General features: G+C 59.2%; 16 protein-coding genes. 9 read left to right on the top strand and 7 right to left on the bottom strand.

Features of this window, described 5'->3' with window-relative positions; translation table 11 throughout:
• The 4 genes from NDJ10_RS10425 to NDJ10_RS10410 form a co-directional block, all read right to left on the bottom strand.
• Window positions 1-1118: replication-associated recombination protein A (locus tag NDJ10_RS10425; protein WP_296161871.1), on the bottom strand; the 1118-nt coding region annotated here is incomplete at its 3' end.
• Window positions 1111-1563, bottom strand: coding sequence for an AAA family ATPase (locus NDJ10_RS10420; protein ID WP_296161869.1), 453 nt, complete (start codon window positions 1561-1563; stop codon window positions 1111-1113). The genes NDJ10_RS10420 and NDJ10_RS10425, both read right to left, overlap by 8 nt.
• Window positions 1564-1589: 26 nt before the next feature.
• Window positions 1590-2273, bottom strand: a complete 684-nt coding sequence (lolA, locus tag NDJ10_RS10415) for an outer membrane lipoprotein chaperone LolA (RefSeq protein ID WP_296161867.1) — start codon at window positions 2271-2273, stop codon at window positions 1590-1592.
• A 65-nt stretch (window positions 2274-2338) separates the two neighbouring features.
• Window positions 2339-4678: a DNA translocase FtsK gene (locus tag NDJ10_RS10410; protein ID WP_296161863.1), complete on the bottom strand. Its 2340-nt coding sequence runs from the start codon at window positions 4676-4678 to the stop codon at window positions 2339-2341.
• Between the two features lie 64 nt (window positions 4679-4742).
• Between NDJ10_RS10410 and trxB the strand changes: the two genes are divergently transcribed.
• The 4 genes from trxB (at window position 4743) to NDJ10_RS10390 (ending at window position 7704) form a co-directional block, all read left to right on the top strand.
• The gene (gene trxB / locus NDJ10_RS10405) at window positions 4743-5693 is read left to right on the top strand and encodes a thioredoxin-disulfide reductase (protein WP_296161861.1); all 951 of its coding nucleotides are present in this window, start codon (window positions 4743-4745) and stop codon (window positions 5691-5693) included.
• A gap of 171 nt (window positions 5694-5864) precedes the next feature.
• Entirely contained in the window at window positions 5865-6098 is a 234-nt protein-coding gene (rpmB, locus tag NDJ10_RS10400) for a 50S ribosomal protein L28 (protein WP_078363766.1), read from the top strand.
• Between the two features lie 54 nt (window positions 6099-6152).
• Window positions 6153-6323 carry a 50S ribosomal protein L33 gene (gene rpmG, locus NDJ10_RS10395; protein WP_105728403.1) on the top strand — a complete coding sequence of 57 codons (171 nt, stop codon included), beginning with the start codon at window positions 6153-6155 and terminating at the stop codon, window positions 6321-6323.
• 313 nt (window positions 6324-6636) lie between these two features.
• Window positions 6637-7704, top strand: a complete 1068-nt coding sequence (locus tag NDJ10_RS10390) for an ethylbenzene dehydrogenase-related protein (RefSeq protein ID WP_296161855.1) — start codon at window positions 6637-6639, stop codon at window positions 7702-7704.
• Window positions 7705-7817: 113 nt separating this feature from the next.
• On the opposite strand, the gene NDJ10_RS10385 is transcribed toward NDJ10_RS10390, so the two are convergent.
• Genes NDJ10_RS10385 through NDJ10_RS10375 form a run of 3 tightly spaced genes read right to left on the bottom strand, consistent with a single transcriptional unit; the run spans window position 7818 to window position 11685 of the window.
• The gene (locus NDJ10_RS10385; RefSeq protein ID WP_296161854.1) at window positions 7818-9185 is read right to left on the bottom strand and encodes a sodium-dependent transporter; all 1368 of its coding nucleotides are present in this window, start codon (window positions 9183-9185) and stop codon (window positions 7818-7820) included.
• A 16-nt stretch (window positions 9186-9201) separates the two neighbouring features.
• Window positions 9202-10392, bottom strand: a complete 1191-nt coding sequence (locus tag NDJ10_RS10380) for a fatty acid desaturase (RefSeq protein ID WP_296161852.1) — start codon at window positions 10390-10392, stop codon at window positions 9202-9204.
• Between the two features lie 21 nt (window positions 10393-10413).
• Window positions 10414-11685 (bottom strand): RsmB/NOP family class I SAM-dependent RNA methyltransferase, encoded by a 1272-nt coding sequence (locus NDJ10_RS10375; RefSeq protein WP_296161850.1) that lies wholly within the window; start codon window positions 11683-11685, stop codon window positions 10414-10416.
• 149 nt (window positions 11686-11834) lie between these two features.
• On the opposite strand from NDJ10_RS10375, the gene NDJ10_RS10370 reads away from it, so the two are divergent.
• The 5 genes from NDJ10_RS10370 to NDJ10_RS10350 all read left to right on the top strand — a co-directional run bounded on the left by NDJ10_RS10370 (window position 11835) and on the right by NDJ10_RS10350 (window position 17435).
• Window positions 11835-13223 carry an efflux transporter outer membrane subunit gene (locus NDJ10_RS10370; RefSeq protein WP_296161847.1) on the top strand — a complete coding sequence of 463 codons (1389 nt, stop codon included), beginning with the start codon at window positions 11835-11837 and terminating at the stop codon, window positions 13221-13223.
• 26 nt (window positions 13224-13249) lie between these two features.
• Entirely contained in the window at window positions 13250-14563 is a 1314-nt protein-coding gene (locus NDJ10_RS10365) for an efflux RND transporter periplasmic adaptor subunit (protein WP_296161845.1), read from the top strand.
• The gene (locus NDJ10_RS10360; protein WP_296161844.1) at window positions 14560-15297 is read left to right on the top strand and encodes an ABC transporter ATP-binding protein; all 738 of its coding nucleotides are present in this window, start codon (window positions 14560-14562) and stop codon (window positions 15295-15297) included. The genes NDJ10_RS10365 and NDJ10_RS10360 overlap by 4 nt, the downstream gene beginning before the upstream one ends.
• Before the next feature lies 1 nt (window position 15298).
• Window positions 15299-16504, top strand: coding sequence for an ABC transporter permease (locus NDJ10_RS10355; RefSeq protein WP_296161842.1), 1206 nt, complete (start codon window positions 15299-15301; stop codon window positions 16502-16504).
• A gap of 97 nt (window positions 16505-16601) precedes the next feature.
• On the top strand, window positions 16602-17435 hold the full coding sequence (locus NDJ10_RS10350; RefSeq protein WP_296161838.1) for a hemerythrin family protein: 834 nt from the start codon (window positions 16602-16604) through the stop codon (window positions 17433-17435).
• Window positions 17436-17455: the final 20 nt, after the last annotated feature.

Here is a 17455-nt window from a genome sequence, read left to right as displayed (position 1 = left end):
AGTTCCTTCATCAGTTTGGTAGGAGCATTCCTAAGATGAACGGGAACTTCTCGGCTCTTGTCCTGCTTCACGAAGGCACGCGCCTTGTTGTAGGCCATGTAGCCTGCATTACTCTTGGCAGCAATCGCCAGATAGATCACTGCCTGTCCAAGTGCCAATTCACCTTCTGGACTACCCAGGCGCTCATAAGTCAGGGCTGCATCGTTAGCGATCTGCATAGCTCTTGGATCGGCTAACCCAATGTCTTCCCAAGCCATGCGAACAATGCGACGAGCCAAGTATCTTGGGTCTGCCCCACCATCCAGCATTCTGGACAGCCAATAAAGGGCAGCGTCAGGATTTGAACCCCTGACTGATTTGTGCAGGGCGGAAATCTGGTCATAGAAGTTGTCCCCGCCCTTATCAAACCTCCGCGAGTTCAATGACAGAGCATTCTTGATGAAGTCCGCATCAATGTTCGTTACCCCAGCAGCCCCGGCTGCCGTACTGCACTGTTCCAGCAGGTTCAGGAATCTACGGGCATCACCATCCGCGTAACCGACAAGTGTTTCAATGGACAGCTCGTCAAAGGTCAGATGACCCAGTACCGTTTCTCTTGCCCTGACGAACAGTTCCTTCAACTCATCGTCCGTCAGAGACTTCAGAACATAGACTTGAGATCGGGACAACAAAGCAGAATTGACTTCAAACGAAGGATTTTCTGTTGTCGCACCGATGAAGGTTACGAGCCCGGATTCCGCATAAGGCAGCAGCGCATCTTGTTGTGACTTATTAAATCGGTGAATCTCATCCACGAACAAGATGGTGTGCTTACCTTGGGCAAGGTTTTGCTCGGCCTGTTCCATCGCTGCACGGATGTCTTTGACCCCAGAGAACACCGCCGACAATGCAATGAACTCACAGGCAAAAGCTTTGGCGGTCAGTCTTGCCAGCGTGGTTTTGCCGACCCCTGGTGGCCCCCAGAAAATCATTGAGTGCGGTTTGCCAGACTGGAAGGCAAGCTTCAGGGGCTTACCTTCCCCAAGCAGGTGTGACTGCCCAATCACTTCGTCCAACACCCTAGGTCTCAGCGCTTCAGCCAAGGGGGCAACAGGCGATTTTTCGAACAGGTCAGCCATGTTGAACCCGCCCTAAAATCATGCTGCTACGAGCCTGAAAGTTGTGCCAAGGCACAAAAACGGCACAAAATATGTTTTTAAGTCGTTGATTTGCAATGACTTTTATATATTTGTTGAAGCGATGCACCTCGTCGACAAACACCAGTGTGCGCCGCCCTTGTTGCTGGGCCAATTGCGCTTTTTCCACCGCTTCGCGGATGTCCTTGACCCCGCCCAGCACGGCGCTGATGGTGATGAACTGGGCATCGAACGCGTCGGCCATGAGACGGGCGATGGTGGTTTTTCCGGTGCCTGGCGGTCCCCAGAAAATACAGCTGTGGGGCTGGCCCGACTCAAACGCCAGGCGCAACGCCATACCTTCGCCCAACAAATGCCGCTGCCCCACCACTTCGGCCAGGGTTTTGGGGCGCAGGCGTTCGGCCAGAGGAGGAGAGCCTGATGTCATGGGGTAAATTCTGTCAAAGCAGTGGGTCACTGCCTGATCACATCCGCTCCGGCTGGCGGCTTGAAGACAAACGCCGACGCTGCCAAGGCCGGATTGTGCTGCATTTGCTTGAACGTCAACACCGAACGCTGACCAAAGCTGTCCAGAATTTCGAGCACGGCCAGTGCGCCGGCATCAGCGGCGGTATCACCTGTGGCCCTGAAACCCACCCGCACCGACTGCAACTGGCCGTCCCTGGACCGGGGCGTGGCCAGCACCCACTGCAAGCCGTCCTGGTCTGGTGCATCCGCCAGCACAAAATCAGCTTCCAGGGCGCGTACATCGGCTGCCGAGGCGATCAGGGCCGCTGGCGTTGCACCCAGCACCGCCGCTTGCTTGCGTGCGGTGACCTGGTTCAGGTCGACATCATGCAACCACAGCGTCTGACCATCGGCCACGATGGTTTGCACAAAAGGTTTGGCATAGTCAAAACGGAAACGATTGGGTCGGGCAAATTCAAAGCGGCCGCTGGAGGTTTTGACCCTTGGCGCCTGCCCTTCACGGGCTGGCGAGGTCACCACCTGGGTGAAATCTGCCTTGCCGGTTTGGACGGTCCTGACAAAATTCTCCAGACTTTTCAAGCCGCCGGCATTGGCTGAAGCGGCGCCAGCGGCAACGAGACATAACGTGATTAAAAATCGTTTCACAAGTGTCCTTTTTTCATTGATCATGCCAATTACCGTTCATGGAAAGGAGCGCAGCGACGCGGCAATCGCAATGACAGGCCAGGCACAGGTCATTCGTTGCGGGCCGGAACCAGGATTTCACGCTGGCCACTGGTGCTCATGGGGCTCACCAAACCAGCGTTCTCCATGTCCTCCACCAACCGGGCGGCCCGGTTGTAGCCGATCTTGAGGTGGCGTTGAACCAGCGAAATGCTGGCTTTGCGGTTTTTCAGCACCACTTCGACGGCCTGGTCGTACAGCGGATCTTTCTCGCCGCCGGTGCCGCCTTCGCCCATGGCATCGTCGTCGCCATCAACCGTACCACCTTCCAGAATACCCTCAATGTAATTGGGCTCACCCTGGCTCTTGAGGTAAGTCACCACCCGGTGCACCTCTTCGTCACTGACGAAGGCGCCATGCACGCGAATCGGCAAACCGGTGCCGCTGGGCATGTAAAGCATGTCGCCCATGCCCAGCAGCGCCTCGGCACCCATCTGGTCCAGAATGGTGCGGCTGTCGATCTTGCTGCTGACCTGAAATGCAATGCGGGTTGGAATATTGGCCTTGATCAGGCCAGTGATCACATCGACGCTGGGGCGCTGGGTGGCCAGAATCAGGTGAATGCCGGCGGCGCGGGCTTTTTGCGCCAGCCGGGCGATGAGTTCTTCGATCTTCTTGCCCACCACCATCATCAGGTCGGCCAGCTCGTCGATCACCACCACGATGTGCGGCAAGCGGTCCAGCGGCTCGGGTTCTTCCGGTGTCAGACTGAACGGGTTGCCAATGTATTCACCACGCGCCTTGGCTTCGTCCATCTTGATGTTGAAGCCCGCCAGGTTGCGCACCCCCATCTTGCTCATCAATTTGTAGCGTCGCTCCATCTCGGCCACGCACCAGGTCAGGCCATTGGCGGCCTGGCGCATGTCGGTGACCACCGGGCACAGCAAGTGCGGAATACCCTCGTACACCGACATTTCGAGCATCTTGGGGTCGATCATCAGCAAGCGCACGTCATGCGCCTCAGCCTTGTACAAGAGGCTCAGAATCATGGCGTTGATGCCCACCGACTTGCCTGATCCCGTGGTACCCGCCACCAGCACATGCGGCATTTTGGCCAGATCGGCAACCACCGGGTTGCCGATGATGTCCTTGCCTAGCCCCATGGACAGCATCGACTTGGCTTCGTGGTAAACGTTGGAGCCCAGAATTTCCGAGAGCTTGATGGTTTGCCGTTTGGCGTTGGGCAGCTCCAGCGCCATGTAGTTCTTGCCAGGAATGGTTTCCACCACCCGGATCGACACCAGGCTTAAAGAGCGCGCCAGATCTTTCGCCAGGCCCACAATCTGCGACCCCTTGACCCCGGTGGCAGGTTCGATCTCGTAGCGGGTGATAACCGGGCCGGGTTGCGCCAGCACCACGGTCACGGCCACACCAAAGTCACGCAGCTTTTTCTCGATCAGGCGGCTGGTCATCTCCAGGGTTTCGGGCGCCACGGTTTCCTGCCGCAGCTGCGCCACATCAAGCAGATCAACCTGGGGCAGCTTGGTATCGAGCAACTCATGGAACAGTGGTTTCTGGCGCTCCTTGGCCACCCGTACGCTCTTGGGTGGATCAGCCACCAAGGGCTCAACCAGTACGGTTTTGGCAGGATGCTCCTGGCGTTCCTGGCGCTCTTCGACCAAAACCTCTTCCCGGGCCCGTGCCGCTTCCTGACCCAAAGAAAAATCCTGTTTCAACTCAAGTTGTTCACGCCGGTTTTCAATTTTTGAATACAGCCAGGCGCCCAGCCGCTCGGCCAGATGCCCCCAGGAAAACCTGAAAACCAGCGCAGCGCCCACCACGCCCGCCACGATGGCGGTCAAGGCCGAGCCCACAAAACCCAGCCAATGCACACTCAATGGCCCCAGCAAAAATCCTAAAACACCGCCCACATGCCCCGGTAACTGGACCTCCAGACTGTAAAAACGGGACCATTCCAGCATCACGCTGCCACCCAATAGCAAGGCCAGGCCGCCCCAAAACGTGACATGCCGCCGGATACGTTCGACCTTGACGGCGCTTCCTGGCGCATCGTCCAGCACCCACACCGCATGGCCACGCAACCAGTGCGCCAAAGCACTCAGCCAGACCCGCACCGCTGCGGCCACGCACCACCACACCGAAAACCCGAAGAGGTAATAACTGGCATCGGCCACCCAGGCGCCCAATTGCCCAGCCAGGTTAAGCGCGACCGCACTCGTTCCTGAAGTGGACCAGGCAGCATCTTGTGGCGTGTAAGTGAGCAGCGCCATGATCCACAGGGCCAGCAGCACGAATCCGAGGAACAAACCAATTTCCGAGGCAAAGCGGATCAGTCCATGACGCGCCGTGGCTGCCTCTGAAGCATTAAATGTGTTGAGTGAATAAGTCATTTCCGTTTTCTTTAAACTCACGCTTAATATACACGGCACAAGCCTCCACTTTCCAAGGTTCAACATGACAGACACACGACACGCCAAAGTATTGATTCTGGGTTCTGGCCCGGCCGGCTATACCGCCGCCATTTACGCCGCACGCGCCAACCTGCAACCGCTGCTGGTCACCGGCATCGCCCAGGGCGGTCAGTTGATGACCACCACCGATGTCGACAACTGGCCTGCCGATGTGGACGGCGTGCAGGGCCCCGACCTGATGCAACGCTTTCTGGCACACGCCGAACGCTTCAAGACCGAGATTGTGTTCGACCATATCAACAAGGTTGATTTTTCCAGACGCCCGTTTACCCTGACCGGTGACAGCGGCACCTACACCTGCGATGCGCTCATTCTGGCCACGGGTGCCTCGGCCAAATATTTGGGGTTGCCGTCAGAAGAAGCCTTCATGGGCCGGGGTGTGTCAGGCTGCGCCACCTGCGATGGCTTTTTCTACCGCGGCGAAGACGTCTGCGTGGTCGGCGGCGGCAACACCGCCGTCGAGGAAGCGCTGTATCTGTCCAACATTGCGGCCAAAGTGGTTCTGATTCACCGCCGCGACAAGTTCCGCGCCGAGCCCATCCTGATCGACAAACTGATGGACAAGGTGGCCGCCGGCAAGATTGAGCTCAAGACCTTCAACGCGCTGGATGAAGTGCTGGGCGATGCCAGCGGCGTCACCGGCGTACGGATCAAAAACGTCAACACCGGCGTCACGCAAGACCTCACCCTCAAAGGTTGCTTCATTGCCATTGGCCACGCGCCCAACACCGAGATTTTCCAGGGCCAGTTGGATATGACCGGTGGCTACCTTGTCACCCAGGGCGGTAACCAGGGTTTTGCCACCCAGACCAGCGTGCCGGGCATTTTTGCAGCGGGCGATGTGCAGGACCATGTGTACCGCCAGGCCATCACCAGCGCTGGCACCGGTTGCATGGCGGCACTGGACGCGCAGCGTTTTCTGGAGCAAGCCTGAACGCGAACACAGAGCAGCCACAATCGTTCTTACCGAAGACGGCTATAATGCCGGGCTTTGCTGCTTACCCCGTGAGGGATTGGGCTGCAGACGGGTTACCGCCACCCTTTTCTTGGCGAGGTGAGGTCTCTGGCGTCAGTCAGGGCCGTTTAATAGTATCGGAGTGTCCACATGGCACGCGTATGTGAAGTCACGGGCAAAGGCCCGATGGTTGGGAACACGGTTTCCCATGCCAACAACAAAAACAAGCGCCGGTTCCTGCCGAACCTGCAATACCGCCGTTTCTGGGTGGAGTCTGAAAACCGCTGGGTTCGCCTGCGGATCTCGAACGCCGGTCTGCGTTTGATCGACAAAAATGGTATCGACGCTGTGCTCGCTGACCTGCGCGCACGTGGTCAAGCTTGAAACATTGCGGGGCAGACCTTTAGTTCTGTCCTCAACTAATTAATAGGAAACATCATGGCTACCAAAGGCGGACGCGAAAAAATCAAGCTGGAATCGACAGCCGGCACCGGTCACTTCTATACGACCGACAAGAACAAGAAAACCACCCCCGAGAAATTGCTGATCAAGAAATTTGATCCCAAAGCTCGCAAGCACGTGGATTACAAGGAAATCAAACTGAAGTAATTCGGTTTTCTTTCAGTAAAAAGCCCGCAGACTGCGGGCTTTTTTACGCCTGCTGAATCTGATTGACGCCAGAATCAGCCTGAAACGGGGAAGCCTCCTGCAAAAAGTCCAGTCTGCTGGCCTACTTGATTTAAATCAGAGAATGCGTACATCCAGCTGTCGACCCGGTTTTCCTTGATTTAAATCAATCCGTCACCAACAATGCCCACCTAGAGTGGTGCCATCTCTTGGCCGATGGACCGAACGCAGCAATGCCTGGGTTCACGTCTTTGGTAAAGAGAGAAGTTTTTTTTCTTAACTGAGGAACACAAGCATGAAAGCGAAACTTTTTACCGCAGTGATGGGTACGGCCTTACTGGCTCTGGCAGGTTGCCAATCGGTGCAAAACAAGGTGCCTGCCGACACTCTTGTCGCCACCTTCACGGGCACCGCACCCGATATGGCCGCTGGCGCGTCTGACCCGGTCTGGGCAAAGGCCAGCCCCATCTCGGCAGCGCTGACGGGTGGTGCCAACTTCGGCGCCAAGCCAGGCGAAAAAGGCGACAGCACCGTCACAGTGAAGGCAGCCTATACCAACGACATGCTCTACATGCTGATTCAATACAAGGATCCAACCAATTCTGTGCGGCGCTTTCCGTATCAGAAGCAGGCTGATGGTTCCTGGAAGAAACTGGCGGACCCGACCGACAAGGGCGGCGACGACAACATGTATTACGAAGACAAGTGGGCCATGCTCTGGCCGACCAACGAGGCAACTGCCAAGCAATTTGACAATGAAGGTTGCGCCATGGCCTGCCATGAGGGGCAGACCAAGCCCTATGGCAACAAATACACCAACTTACCGGGCCAGCTGCTGGACATGTGGCACATGAAAGGTCAGCGTACCGGCCCCATGGGCTTTGTGGATGACCAGTACACCGATGACACCCGTTATGACCCCAAGACGGCACCCAACGCGGGTCGCAAGGGTGATCCAGGCCCGCAAGGCGGCGAATACACCAATGTCGCGCTGGTTAACGGCAAACCTGCCTTCATGAATCGCGAAGCCAAGGCCGCCAATGCGGGCGGTACTTACTACATCAAACGCGGCGACGAGGTTGCATTTGACGACAGCAAATTCAAGGTCGGCGACGAAGTGGCATCGATCATCACCAACCCGCTGACGGGTACCGACCGCGGCGACGTACGCACCGCGAACTCCTATGCCAACGGCATGCACACTTCGGTGATCAGCCGCAAACTGGTGACCGGCAGCAAGTTCGACGTGCAGTTCGCGAACCTGTCGGCACGTTACGGCTTTGGTTTTGCCGCCTTTGACAATGCACAGGTACGCCACGCCACGTCAGACGACCCAATGTATCTGGTTTTTGGCAAGAAGTAGGCCCCGGGCAGAAGGCAGTGGCTGGCCACTGCCTTCACGTCGCAGGGTAGGTGCTGCGCTGAGCACGTCAAAAAGGCTGATCCAAGGATCAGCTTTTTGCGTTCTGGGTGGCTCTAAAAAACATTCAAGCCCTTGAGCATCACGATCAGGATCAGCAGCGGCGAGATGTAGCGCAGTAACAGAAACACGGCCTGCACCAGTTTTTCATTGTGCAGTTGACTGTGATTGGTCAGTGCCAGCCTGAATTTGTCGATGCCCCACACCCAGCCGACGAACAGCGCAATAAAAATACCCCCGGCCGGCAAGATAATGTTCGACGACACAAAATCGAACAAATCAAACAGGGTCAGGCCAAACAGTTTGAAATGGGCCAGCGTGCTGTTGCTCAACGCGCAACCTGAGCCCACAAGAACCAGCAGGAAAAGGGTCAGCAGCGTGGCTTTGGGCCGTGAAAGGCCTAATCGCTCGTTCAGGATGACGACCGGCACTTCCATCAAGGACAGCATCGCGCCGGTTGCGGCTATGGCCGCCAGCACAAAAAATACGACCATCAGCCACTGACCCATCGGGATCTGGGAAAAAACGGCCGGAATGGTAATAAACACCAGCGCCGGACCCGCCGCCGGTTCAAAGCCGAAGCTAAAGACCGCCGGAAATATGGCGATGCCAGCCAGCATCGAAACGCAGAGATCGGCCGTCATGACACGAAAGGTCGTGAGCGGAATGTTCTGTTCATCCCGAAAATAACTGCCATAAGTCATCATGGTGCCCATGCCGATCGACAACTTGAAAAACGCCAGGCCCATCGCAGTCAGCACCACAGACGCGGTGATTTTGCTGAAGTCGGGCTTGAACAGGAACGCCAGGCCATCAGCGGCCTTGTCCAGGGAAAGGCTGACCAGACACAGCAACAACAGCAGCAGGAACAGCAGCGGCATCAGCTTCTTGGTCAGCGCTTCAATCCCCTTGGTCACACCCAGGAGCAGGATGCTGCCAATGAAAACCAGCACGCCCCACTGCCACAACAACGATTGCAGCGGATCACTGATCAGCGCGCCAAAGGCGGCCTCGGTGACCTGCCGATCGCTGCTGAGGATGGAGCCGCGTGCCGCCTTGACCACATAAGCAAAGACCCAAGCCACCACTTCGGAATAAAAAGACAGGATCAGGAAAGCCGCCAACATGCCGGCAACACCGACCAGCCACCACGGCTGCCGCCTGGGCGCCAAGGCCTGCAGGGTGGAAATGGGATTGGCCTTGGCCACCCGTCCGAGCGTGATCTCCGCAATCATCACAGGCAGACCGACCAGCAGTGTCGCCAGCAAATAAACCAGCAAGAAGCCCGCACCGCCGTTGGCGCCCGTGAGATACGGAAATTTCCAAATATTGCCCAGACCGACCGCCGAGCCGAGTGTGGCTGCCAAAACGCCAAACCCGGAAGTAAAACCGACCCGTTTCAGGCCGTGCGCGTATTGCGTCACCTGTCCGATCTTTCGCTCAGGCGTGGGCCGCGCGCAGCCTTAATGAAAATTCCTGCAAGGCAGCAATGCCGCTGGCCTCTGCACGTTGGCACCAGGCCTGCAGATCTGCGGCCAGTTGTTCCCGTGTATGCGAACGGTTCAGCCACAGTTGACGCAGTTCTTCGCGCATCAGCACCATTTTGTCGAGTACCGGCGACGCCGCGCGCACCACCGCCAGATGCACCGCCTCGGCAGCCGGCACTTTTTCGGTATCACGGTGCAGCCAGTGTTGCGCCGCCTTGAGGACGCAGGCATCGGCACTGCGCGCTTTCAAGGCCACAAGCTCGTGATTGAAAGCCTGGCGCATGCCGCGGGCGTAACCCGCCATCAATTCATAACGGTTTTGAATCAGGGCTTCCAGCGTTTGCTCGTCCGCCACCGGACGCAAGACACCGAAAGCCAGCCGCGGGGGAGTTTTTTTAACCTTGGCCAAACCCAGCCGCTCCAGCAGGCTGATGTACAGCCAGCCTATGTCGAATTCATAAGGCTTGACCGACAGCTTGGCCGAGGTCGGGTAGGTGTGGTGGTTGTTGTGAAGTTCCTCACCCGCAATCAGGATGCCCCAGGGGGAGAGGTTGGTACTGGCATCGGATGCCTCAAAATTGCGGTAGCCCCAATAATGCGCTGCGCCATTGATGATGCCGGCCGCCATCACTGGCGTCCAGGCCATTTGCACCGCCCACACGGCCAGGCCGGCGACACCAAACAGTGCGAGGTCAAGCAGCAGCATCAGTGCCACACCGGCGAAGGAAAACCGGGTGTAAAGATGGCGTTCGATCCAGTCGTTGGGCGTACCATGGCCAAAACGGGCCAGGGTTTCCTTGTTTTGCGCTTCTTTGCGGTACAACTCGTAGCCCTGCAACAACACGGTTTTGATGCCATGCACATGCGGGCTGTGCGGGTCGTCGGGCTGTTCGCATTTGGCATGGTGCTTGCGGTGAATGGCCGCCCATTCCCTGGTTACCTGACCGGTGGTGAGCCACAACCAGAAGCGGAAAAAATGCGAGGCAATCGGGTGCAAATCCAGCGCCCGGTGGGCCTGGTGACGGTGCAGGAAGATGGTGACACTGAGCATGGTGACATGCGTCATGCCCAGGGTAAAAAGCACCAACTGCCAGGCGCTCAGGTGCCAGAACCCGCTCGCCGCCCAATCCAACAATGAAGCCATTGATTTATCTCGTGAATCGTTTTATTGACGCTGCCAAACTGCAGCAAAGAAGCCATCGGTGTGATGACGATGCGGCCACAGCCGCAAAAATCGTTGCTGATTATCGCCGCCACTGCACAAATTTTCAGCATTCTCAACTTTAAGCCCTACCAGGACCTGGCCCACATCGAGCGGCACAAAGTCGGGATTGGCTTCGGAAAAAGCCAGCGCAATGGCCTCGTTTTCCTGTGGCAGCACGCTGCAGGTGGCATACACCAGGCGGCCACCGGGTTTCAGCAAGCGCGCCGCACTTTGCAGAATGGCCGTTTGCTTGACGGTCATTTCATCGACCGCGGTCTGGTTTTGCCGCCATTTGAGGTCCGGGTTGCGCCGCAGCGTGCCCATGCCGGTGCAGGGCGCGTCCACCAGCACGCGGTCAATCTTGCCGCCCAACCTTTTGACACGGTCATCGCGCTCATGGGCGATGGCGGCGGGGTGCACATTGGACAAGCCGCTGCGCGCCAGCCGCGACTTGAAGGCGTCGAGCCGTCCGGCCGAGGTGTCAAACGCATACAGGCGCCCGGTACTGCGCATGGCCGCACCAATGGCCAGCGTCTTGCCGCCGGCACCGGCACAAAAGTCGACCACCATCTCGCCGCGCTTGGCATCGAGCAGCATGGCCAGCAGTTGCGAGCCCTCGTCCTGCACTTCAAAATCGCCGCGCTTGAAAGCTTCCATTTTGTTGAGTGACGGCTTGCCAGCAATGCGCAACCCCCAGGGCGAATAGGGTGTCGACACGGCCTTGATACCCAGGGCAGCCAGCTCTTTTTGCACATCGGTACGCTTGGCCTTGAACGCGTTGACGCGCAGATCCAGCCCGGCGCCCTTGTTGAAGCTCTCCACCAGAGGCCAGAACTCATCGCCCAACTGGTCCTTGAGCGGCTGCACCAACCACTCGGGCAGGTTGTGGCGATGGCGCTCCATGAGGTCTTCAGGCCTGATTTTTTCGCACTGATCGAGCCAGTTGACCTCCTGCTCGGTCAGGGCGCTGCGCAAGAAGTCGCCAGGGCCATAAAAACCCAAAATGGCCAGGCGGCGCTCTTTGGGGCCGCTGCCAGAGGGCGCAAAATGGTCAAACAACAGTTTTTTGCGCAAGACGGTGTAGACCGTCTCGGCCAGGGTGGCGCGTTCACGCGGCCCGAGACCACGGTGTTCACGAAAAAATCGCGACACGATGGCGTCGGCCGGGTGGTCAAATTTGAGGGAAAGACGGACCAGTTCTGAACAGGCGTCAAGCAGGGCTTTTGGATGCATAGGGGGGCGATTGTCCCACGGGAACTTTACGCAACTTCACCGCTCGGAATCGGGGCTGGCAAAATGAAGTTGCACAATAGCCTCAACCCATCATTGATGCTGACCCAAACTTGGTGACCTATCCGTCTTCAAAAGCACAAAACCATCCGATGTTTCTGCGCCCCAAACACCCCCTGTCCCGCCCCACCCCGGCGCGCCGACCCACACCGCTGGCTTGCATCATGGCGCTGTCACTGGGCTTGCTGCTGAGCGGCTGCGCCAACCTGAACATCGAGGAAACGCCAGATGCCAACGCCTTCCAGGGACTCACTGAAGCCACCTGGTGGCGTGACTTTCACGACCCCTTGCTGACTGAACTGATCACCCGCGCCATGCGGGCCAACCCCACCATCCTCAGCTCCCAGGCTGCGCTGCTCCAGGCACGCGCGCTGCGGGATGTCAAACTGGCCGCCACCCGACCCAACCTGACGGTGTCCGGCTCGGCGCAGCGCAACACTGCGGACGGTGCCGAGTCCAGCGTCAACTTCAGGGGCGGACTCGACGCCAGCTGGGAGCTTGACGTGTTTGGCGCCAACCGCAGCGCATTGGCCAACAGCGAAGCCGACCTGCAGGCGGCCAAGGCCAGTTTGCGCGACGTGCAATTGAGCATGACCGCCGAAGTCGCCCTGGCCTACATTCAGCTGTGCGGTTTGCAGGCGCAGTTGGGCATCGCCCAGCACAACCTGAGCAGCCAGCAGGAGACCCTGCAAATCACCCAATGGCGCGCGCAAGCCGGCCTGGTCACCTCGCTCGAAGTCGAGCAGGCGCAAACCGCCGTGTCCCAGACCGCAGCGCAGCTGCCGGCACTGCAAAGCAGCCTTGCCAAAACAAGGCACAGTCTGGCCGTGCTCACCGGTCAACGACCGCATGAACTCGACGCCCTGCTGACGGCCACCCTGCCCATTCCGCAAGTAGCCGCACAAGCGGCCGATGTAATTCCGGCAGACAGCCTGCGCCAGCGCGCCGATGTGCGTGCCGCCGAAGAACGTATCACCGCCGCGCTCGCAGCGGTCGATGCCGCCGAGGCCGCCCGTTTGCCCAAATTCAAGCTGGGCGGTTCGCTGGGCCTGACCGCGCTGACGCTGGCAGGTCTCAACAACGGCGCGGCAGTGGCCACGCAGATCCTGGCCAGCATGTCGGTACCCATCCTCGACGGTGGCGCCGCCAAAGCCCAGGTCCGCGCCCAGCAAGCGGTGTTGGCGCAAACCCGTGCCACCTACCAAAACATCCTGCTGACGGCCCTCAAGGAAGTGGAAGACGCCCTGATCGCCTTGCAGCATGACCGCGAACGATTGCGCCACCTGCAGCAAGCCGCCAGCGCCGCTGACAACGCCGCCCTGCTGGCACAAAACCGTTACAACAGCGGGCTGATTGATTTCCAGACCGTGCTGCAAACCCAGCGCACCCTGTTGGGCGCACAAGACAGCGTGGCCAGCCTGCAAGCCGAGCTCAGTAGCGGCCACGTGAGGCTGATCAAGGCCATGGGCGGCGGCTGGTGATGATGAACAAGACAGAGAGCAACCATATGACCGAGCCCGCGCCCAAAAATCCCCAAACCAATCGTCCTGAACCCAGTGACCTGCAAACACTTTTGCAACAACCGGACAAGCCGGTATGGTGGCGCCGCCGCGCACTCTGGGCCACCACGGCGGGAATCATCGCCATCGCTGGCGCTTATGTGTTTTGGCAACAAGGCCAGCAGCGCAATGCCGCTCCCAGCTATATCACCGAGCCCGCCAGCAGGGGCGACCTGACCCTGACCGTCACAGCCAATGGCACGTTGCAACCGACGCGCTCGGTCAACATCGGCAGCGAGCTTTCGGGCACCGTCTTGCGCGTGCTGGTGGATGTCAATGACTTCGTCAAGAAAGGCCAGGTGCTGGTGGCGCTGGACACCGCCAAGCTCAGCGACCAGGTGCAGCGTTCCCGCGCCGCGCTGGCCAGTGCGCAGGCGCAATTGGCGCAAGCGGCAGCCACGGTGACCGAGAGCCGCGCCAGCCTGGCAAGGCTTGAAGAAGTGGCCAGGCTGTCCGGCGGCAAGGTGCCGTCCAAGGCCGAACTCGACAGCGCCCGCGCCGCGCATGAGCGCGCCGTCGCAGCCGAATCCAGCGCCCGCGCCAATGTGAATTCAGCCCGTGCGTCATTGGCCACCGACGAGACCAACCTGTCCAAGGCCTCGATCCGCTCGCCCACCGACGGTGTGGTGTTGACACGTTCGGTCGATCCAGGCAATGCCGTGGCGGCTTCGTTGCAGGCAGTCACGCTGTTCACCGTCGCCGAAGACCTGCGCAAGATGCGCTTGCAGGTGAACGTGGATGAGGCCGATGTGGGTCGCGTCAAGCTTGGTCAGCCCGCCAGCTTCACCGTGAGCGCCTTTCCCAGCCGACGTTTTCCGGCATCAATCACCCGCGTCGCCTATGGCTCGACCATCACCGACAACGTGGTCACCTACCAAACCCTGCTTGAAGTCAAAAACGATGACCTGAGCCTGCGCCCGGGCATGACGGCCACCAGCACCATCACCGCGGTCGAGCGCAAGAATGTGCTGCTGGTGCCCAACACGGCGCTGCGGTTCACACCACAAACCAACGGGGCAACGGCCCCATCCGGTAGCAACATCATGGCCAGCGTCATGCCACGCATGCCGCGGGCGGCTAAAAAAGCCAGCGGCGGCGTCGCCAAACAGGTCTGGGTGCTGCGTGACGGTGCGCCCGTGGCGGTCAACGTGACACCCGGCATCAGCGACGGCCGCATGACCGAAATCACCGCAGGTGATTTGACCGAGGGCATGCCCGTCATCACCGACCAGCGCAGCGGTCCGGCGCCCGGCAAGTCATGAGCACCCAGCCCCTGATTGAACTCAAGGCCGTCACCAAAACCTACGGCGCAGGCGCCACCGCCCTGCAGGCGCTCAAGGGGGTGGATCTGGCCATCGAAGCGGGTGATTTTGTCGCCATCATGGGGCCCAGCGGTTCGGGCAAATCCACGGCCATGAACACCCTGGGCTGTCTGGACACCCCGACCACAGGCGAATACCTGTTCAACGGCGTGCATGTGGAAACCCTCAGCCGCGACCAGCGCGCGCTATTGCGCCGGCGCTACCTTGGATTTGTGTTTCAGGGCTTCAACCTGCTGGCCCGCACCAGCGCCCAGGAAAATGTGGAATTGCCACTGCTGTACCGGGGTGAGCCTACCAAAATACGCCACGCCGCTGCCAAAAAAGCACTGGCCTCGGTGGGTCTGGCAGGCTGGGAACACCACACACCGGCCGAGCTCTCGGGCGGCCAGCAACAGCGTGTGGCGATTGCCCGCGCCATCGTGACCGAGCCGGCGGTGCTGCTGGCCGACGAGCCCACCGGCAACCTGGACACTCACCGCAGCCTGGAAATCATGGAACTGCTCTGGCGCCTCAACGTCGACCACGGCATCACGGTGCTGATGGTCACCCATGAAGCGGACATGGCGGCCTTCGCCAAGCGCATCGTGCATTTTGTCGATGGTGTGGTCGACAGCGACACGCGCAACATGCACCCGACGGCCTTGCAGCACAGCGCAGCTTTGGGGGTGGCTTGACATGTGGCTCAGCACCCTGCTTTTGGCCATGCGCTCGATCCGGCGCAATTTGCTGCGCTCCTTTCTGACCATTCTTGGCATCGTGATTGGCGTCAGCGCCGTCATCACCATGGTTACCGTGGGTAACGGTGCCACCCTGGCGATTCAAAACCAGATTGCCGGGTTGGGAACCAATTTACTGCAGGTACGCCCTGGTCAGCGCATGATGGGCGGCGGTGGCGGCGGTGCGCCGTCTTTCAAGGCCGCAGACGCCCAGGCGCTGATGTCGCAGGTCAGCGGCCTGCTGGCCGTGGCCCCCGAGGCGCGCAGCGGGGCGACACTGGTGCTCGAAGGCCGCAACTGGAGCAGCAGCGTGATCGGCAGCACCCAGGACTGGATGCTCACCGGCAACTGGAAGCTCGCCGATGGTCGCCTCTTCAACATGGAGGAACAGGTCGCCGGCTCGGGTGTCTGCCTGATTGGTGAAACCGTGCGCCGTGAACTGTTTGGCAGTCAAACAGCGGTGGGCGCGTCCATTCGGGTGAAGCAGATCAGCTGTGAAGTCATAGGCGTGCTGGACTCCAAGGGGCAAGGGGCCTTCGGCAACGACCAGGACGACCTGGTCTTCATGCCGCTGAACACCTTGCAGCGACGCATCACCGGCAACACACGGGTCAACACCCTGATGGTGTCGATGCAGGAAAGTGCCAACCCCGAGCGCATCAAAGCGGCCATCACCCAACTGCTACGTGAACGCCGCAAACTCGCGGAGTCGGATGAAGACAACTTCAACGTGCTCGACACCAAACAGCTCGGCGAAGCCTTTTCGAGCACCACCAAGGTCATGACCACGCTGCTGGGCGCGGTGGCCGCCGTGAGCCTGCTGGTGGGCGGCATCGGCATCATGAACATCATGCTGGTCAGTGTCACCGAGCGCACCCGCGAGATCGGCCTGCGCCTGGCCATTGGCGCGCTGGAACGCGAGGTGTTGATGCAATTCCTGATAGAGGCCGTGGTGCTGTCGGCCCTGGGTGGCGTGATGGGCATCCTGCTCGCTACCGGCGCGTCAGTCGCCCTGGCCCGCGTGATGGAGGTGCCGTTTGTGTTCAATCCCGGCATCAACGGGCTGGCCTTTGTGTTTTCGGCCGGCATTGGTGTGCTGTTTGGCTACTTCCCGGCGCGCCGGGCCGCGCGGCTGGACCCGATTGAAGCGCTGCGGCATGAGTGATGTCAGGCGTTCGCCTGGCTCTGCCTTTCATTTTCTGAAGTGTTGGTCGCATTTTTGGCTCACAATCGTGAGCCAAAAATAGCAGGATAATTGACACATGGGCTTCAACAAGGGTCCGTCGGACACCATACCCACAACACCGTTCAAGGTACACGATCAGATCGAGTACCGCGTGAAAGGGCGCATTCTGCATACGACGGTAAGGGGACCGTTCAAGGAAATTGTGGAAGCTATTCCCCCCACCATCACCGGATTTATCCAGAGACTGACGCAACAGGGCCGTTGGGGACAGATCGTCACCTTCCAGCAAAGCGCGTTGATCCCAGCCGCAGGCATGCAGAATTTGGCTGCCTATCTGAAATCAAGGTATGAAAATCCCGAAACAAGGCCGGTTGTTGCCCTGGTTTTCGAGCCCAACATCGACGGTAGCCAGTTGATGGGGCCCGAATTCCTGCGGTGCTATCTTGATGCCGGCTTGAAAAGCCAGGTGTTTGAAAACTATATCAGCGCGCTGGATTGGGTGGAGTCCGAAATCAGCCAGTTCTCGACGCGACTCGAATGGAAAGACAGCTACAGGGTTGGTGACCAGGCGATTGACGAACAACACCGGGAGTTGTTCAAACGTGCGGCCTATCTCCTGGCCGCCACCTCACATGAGGGGCAGGTGATCTCTGCCATGCGCCTTTTCCAGTACATGCGCACGCACCTCTCGTACGAGGAAGAACTGATGCGGCGCCTGCAATTTCCGGACGTCGAAACCCATACGCAAGAACATCACGAACTGATTGCCAGGCTCAACACGATTTCGCTCAAGATCGCCAACGAAAACCTGGTGAAAACCGACCTGGAGGAGTTCCTCGGGGACTGGTTCCTGAAACATATGGAGACGGCAGACTCCGACTTGGCCCGATTTGCCAACGCGATCCAATAAAAATCGCGACGCCCTCTGAA

The sequence above is a fragment of the Rhodoferax sp. genome (genome assembly GCF_023700745.1).
Lineage (GTDB): Bacteria > Pseudomonadota > Gammaproteobacteria > Burkholderiales > Burkholderiaceae_C > Rhodoferax.
Note: the sequence above shows the minus strand (reverse complement) of the source record. Positions and strands in the feature narration are given on the sequence as shown.

Excerpts from the sequence above, each read along its gene's own strand:
- NDJ10_RS10375 (WP_296161850.1), bottom strand. The coding sequence starts at position 11,685 with ATGCATCCAAAAGCCCTGCTTGACGCCTGTTCAGAACTGGTCCGTCTT.
- NDJ10_RS10420 (WP_296161869.1), bottom strand. The coding sequence starts at position 1,563 with ATGACATCAGGCTCTCCTCCTCTGGCCGAACGCCTGCGCCCCAAAACC.
- NDJ10_RS10365 (WP_296161845.1), top strand. The coding sequence starts at position 13,250 with ATGACCGAGCCCGCGCCCAAAAATCCCCAAACCAATCGTCCTGAACCC.
- rpmB (WP_078363766.1), top strand. The coding sequence starts at position 5,865 with ATGGCACGCGTATGTGAAGTCACGGGCAAAGGCCCGATGGTTGGGAAC.
- NDJ10_RS10390 (WP_296161855.1), top strand. The coding sequence starts at position 6,637 with ATGAAAGCGAAACTTTTTACCGCAGTGATGGGTACGGCCTTACTGGCT.
- NDJ10_RS10350 (WP_296161838.1), top strand. The coding sequence starts at position 16,602 with ATGGGCTTCAACAAGGGTCCGTCGGACACCATACCCACAACACCGTTC.
- NDJ10_RS10360 (WP_296161844.1), top strand. The coding sequence starts at position 14,560 with ATGAGCACCCAGCCCCTGATTGAACTCAAGGCCGTCACCAAAACCTAC.
- NDJ10_RS10355 (WP_296161842.1), top strand. The coding sequence starts at position 15,299 with ATGTGGCTCAGCACCCTGCTTTTGGCCATGCGCTCGATCCGGCGCAAT.
- lolA (WP_296161867.1), bottom strand. The coding sequence starts at position 2,273 with ATGATCAATGAAAAAAGGACACTTGTGAAACGATTTTTAATCACGTTA.
- NDJ10_RS10370 (WP_296161847.1), top strand. The coding sequence starts at position 11,835 with ATGTTTCTGCGCCCCAAACACCCCCTGTCCCGCCCCACCCCGGCGCGC.
- trxB (WP_296161861.1), top strand. The coding sequence starts at position 4,743 with ATGACAGACACACGACACGCCAAAGTATTGATTCTGGGTTCTGGCCCG.
- NDJ10_RS10410 (WP_296161863.1), bottom strand. The coding sequence starts at position 4,678 with ATGACTTATTCACTCAACACATTTAATGCTTCAGAGGCAGCCACGGCG.
- rpmG (WP_105728403.1), top strand. The coding sequence starts at position 6,153 with ATGGCTACCAAAGGCGGACGCGAAAAAATCAAGCTGGAATCGACAGCC.
- NDJ10_RS10380 (WP_296161852.1), bottom strand. The coding sequence starts at position 10,392 with ATGGCTTCATTGTTGGATTGGGCGGCGAGCGGGTTCTGGCACCTGAGC.